The 3,734-nt window shown below is 37.1% G+C and carries 3 protein-coding genes and 1 riboswitch; all 3 genes read left to right on the top strand.

Features of this window, described 5'->3' with window-relative positions; all coding sequences use genetic code 11:
- The first annotated feature begins 15 nt into the window (after window positions 1-15).
- The gene (gene trxA, locus ABE048_RS15945; protein WP_430312262.1) at window positions 16-330 is read left to right on the top strand and encodes a thioredoxin; all 315 of its coding nucleotides are present in this window, start codon (window positions 16-18) and stop codon (window positions 328-330) included.
- Window positions 331-396: 66 nt separating this feature from the next.
- A complete protein-coding gene (uvrC, locus tag ABE048_RS15940) occupies window positions 397-2,172 on the top strand; it encodes an excinuclease ABC subunit UvrC (protein WP_430312261.1) in 1,776 nt (591 codons plus the stop codon).
- A gap of 58 nt (window positions 2,173-2,230) precedes the next feature.
- Window positions 2,231-2,413, top strand: a riboswitch (Lysine riboswitch).
- Window positions 2,414-2,538: 125 nt separating this feature from the next.
- Window positions 2,539-3,734 (top strand): aspartate kinase (locus ABE048_RS15935; protein ID WP_430312260.1); only part of this gene is annotated, 1,196 nt, incomplete at its 3' end.

The following is a 3,734-nucleotide window of genomic DNA, read 5'->3' as shown; positions in this document are numbered from 1 at the left end:
AGGAGGAAATATAAAATGGCAATTGTACATTCAACAGATGCAACTTTTTCAAATGATATTGAAAATGGTTTAGTATTAGTAGATTTCTGGGCAACTTGGTGTGGACCATGTAAAATGATCGCTCCAGTACTAGAAGAATTAGATCAAGAATTAGCTGGTAAAGTGAACATCGTTAAAGTGGATGTTGACCAAAACCAAGAAACAGCTAGCCAATTTGGTATTATGTCTATCCCAACATTATTATTGTTCAAAGATGGCGAACAAGTTGATAAAACAGTTGGTTTCCAACCTAAAGAAGCATTAGCTGAATTCATCCAAAAACACGCATAAGTTTTTTGGGTTCATAAACGAAACCGGGTCCCTAAAAGGTGCCCGGTTTTTTTTAGAGGTGATTTGATGAATGATTTAATAAAACAAAAATTAGCAATCTTACCTGATCATCCTGGATGTTATTTGATGAAAGATCGCCAAGGAACAATTATTTACGTTGGAAAAGCAAAAGTATTAAAAAATCGAGTACGCTCCTATTTTACAGGATCACATAATGGTAAAACACAACGACTTGTAAGTGAAATAGAAGATTTCGAATACATCGTAACATCTTCTAATAAAGAAGCCTTCTTATTGGAATTAAATTTAATCAAATTACATGATCCGAAATACAACATTATGCTTAAGGATGATAAAACATATCCTTACATAAAAATTACAAATGAAAAATACCCAAGATTGCTTACAGTCCGTAAAGTAAAAAAGGACAAGGGGAAATATTTTGGACCATACCCTAATGCATTTGCAGCCAATGAAACGAAGAAATTACTAGATCGAATATATCCTTTACGAAAATGCCAAACTTTACCGAATAGAGTGTGCTTGTATTACCATCTAGGACAATGCTTAGCGCCATGTGTAAAAGAGATTGAAAAAGAGACCTTTGACACAATGGTTCAAGAAATCAGCAATTTCCTAAATGGTGGACATGCAGCTGTAAAAGAGGAACTACAGCAGAAAATGCTAGCTGCTTCAGAACAACTTGATTTTGAGCGTGCTAAAGAGTACCGTGATCAAATCGCACATCTCGAATCGGTAATGGAGAAACAAAAAATCACAACAAATGATTTCACTAATCGAGATGTCTTTGGCTATGCAGTGGATAAAGGCTGGATTTGTGTGCAAGTGTTTTTTGTAAGACAAGGAAAATTAATTGAACGAGATGTATCATTATTCCCTTCTTACGGAGAACCAGAAGAAGAATTTTTAACCTTTGTAGGTCAATTCTATGAAAAAGCGGATCATATAAAACCGAAGGAAATACTCGTACCTCAAGAGATTGATGGCGAAATGCTTCAACAAGTATTAGAGATTAATGTATTAAAACCACAAAGAGGTAGAAAAAAAGAATTACTGGATTTAGCTTCAAAGAACGCACAAATTGCAATACTTGAGAAATTCCAACTAATCGAAAGACAAGAACAAAGAACGATAGGAGCTTGCGAAGAACTAGGCGATGCAATGAATATAGCAACACCGCTTCGTATCGAAGCCTTCGATAACTCCCATATATTCGGAGCAGATACTGTTTCAGCAATGGTCGTTTTCATAGATGGTAAACCTAGCAAAAAAGAATACCGTAAATTTAAAATTCAAAGTGCAGGTGCCCATGATGATTATGGCGCAATGCGAGAGGTAATTCGTCGTCGCTATTCACGTGTACTCAAGGAAGGTCTACCTTTACCGGATTTACTAGTTACAGATGGCGGGAAAGGGCAAATGGAGGTTGCAAGAGAAATTTTAGAGGATGAATTAGGGCTTGATATTCCAATAGCAGGACTAGCAAAGGATGACAAGCACCAAACTTCTCAACTGTTATACGGAAATCCTCCTGAAATTATTCCTTTAAAACGAACAAGTGAAGCCTTTTATTTATTGCAACGTGTACAAGATGAAGTTCACCGCTTTGCCATAACATTCCATAGACAGTTACATGAAAAAAATGCAATCACTTCGGTATTAGATGAAATACCAGGGATTGGTCCAAAAAGAAAACAACAATTATTAAAACATTTTGGCTCAATTAAGAAGATTAAAGAAGCAACCGTTGAAGAGTTGCAAGAAGCTGGTGTACCGGAAAAACTATCTAATGTAATAATTGGCTTTTTTCAGAAAAAATGATTGCACGAAAAGTAAATCATATGGTATCTTAATGACACCAATTAAAAATCACTGATTTAGTGATGATAGAGGCGCGGGTTTCAATAGTATCCGACTGGAGGACGAATAGGTCCATTGATAGTCGGTGAAAGGGGAAGTCGCCGAAGTTGCAAGTTTGCTAATTCCATCTTGCTGCTGGTTCTACATTAAAGAAATGTAGAATTGTCAGAATCAATGTAGATTCTGGAGGGCTATCTCACATGAATGTTCTTTTGAACGTGCATGCTAAGAGCAGCCCATTCACCATCTGTGTGAAGTGCTGCTCTTTTTTTCATTAGAAGTCATTGTGAAAATCGTCCACATACTATTATGTAGGGGAGCGTTTTGATGAGTACTTTAGTCGTTAAATTTGGTGGAACTTCCGTTGCAACAACAGAAAGAATTATGCATGTTGCTAAGCGCATTCAGCGTGAGAAACAAAAGGGTTATAACATTGTCGTAGTTGTATCTGCAATGGGTAAAACGACAGATCAACTTGTTGATATGGCCCACGAAATTTCTGAATCACCTTCAAAAAGAGAAATGGACGTGTTATTGACTACGGGCGAGCAAGTAACGATATCATTGTTATCAATTGCTTTGCATAAGCTAGGAATCGAGGCTCAATCATTTACTGGCTGGCAAGCAGGTATTGTGACAGAGCATGTACCAAGCAATGCGAGGATCGAAAATATTGCACCAAAAGCTGTCAAAGAGGCTTTGGAGGCGGGAAAAGTGGCTGTAGTTGCTGGCTTCCAAGGAATTGATGTTGAAGGAAATATTACAACATTAGGCCGCGGAGGTTCAGATACAACAGCTGTTGCGCTTGCAGCAGCACTGAATGCAGAACGCTGTGATATTTATACAGATGTTGATGGTGTTTATACAAGTGATCCTCGATATGTAAAAGGTGCTAGAAAGCTACAAGAAATGTCCTATGATGAAATGCTTGAATTAGCTAATCTAGGAGCAGGTGTCTTGCATCCCCGATCTGTAGAAGTAGCAAAAAATCATAATATCCAAATGTCTGTTCGTTCGAGCTATGAGGATGTTGAAGGTACCATTTTGAAGGAGGAAATTGAAGTGGAAAAAGATTTAGTTGTACGCGGTGTTGCGTTTGAATCAGATATTATTCGATTAACTGTATATTATGAAGAGGCCTACAATGGTTCATTGGCTAATATTTTTACAACATTAGCAAAAAATCATGTCAATGTGGATATAATTGTTCAAACAATTATTCAAGGAACAGAACCATCCGTTTCATTCTCAGTGAAAAAGGATAACCTTAATGATACATTACAAGTACTATCCGAGCATAAAGATACACTTGGTTATCATCATGTAGATCATGAATCGGAATTGGCAAAAGTTTCAATTGTAGGTTCTGGTATGGTTTCAAATCCAGGTGTTGCAGCTTCGATGTTTGATCGCCTATATCGCGAAGGTATTCCAGTCAAAATGGTCAGCACTTCAGAAATTAAAGTATCCGTTGTTGTACCTCAGGAAGATATGATTAAAGCAGCGAATGCTTTACACGATGA

Origin of the sequence: Rummeliibacillus pycnus, assembly GCF_050459865.1 — a bacterium.
Classification (GTDB): Bacteria; Bacillota; Bacilli; order Bacillales_A; family Planococcaceae; genus Rummeliibacillus; species Rummeliibacillus pycnus_B.
Note: the sequence above shows the minus strand (reverse complement) of the source record. Positions and strands in the feature narration are given on the sequence as shown.

Coding starts and splice junctions, on each gene's coding strand:
- trxA (WP_430312262.1), top strand. CDS start 16: ATGGCAATTGTACATTCAACAGATGCAACTTTTTCAAATGATATTGAA.
- uvrC (WP_430312261.1), top strand. CDS start 397: ATGAATGATTTAATAAAACAAAAATTAGCAATCTTACCTGATCATCCT.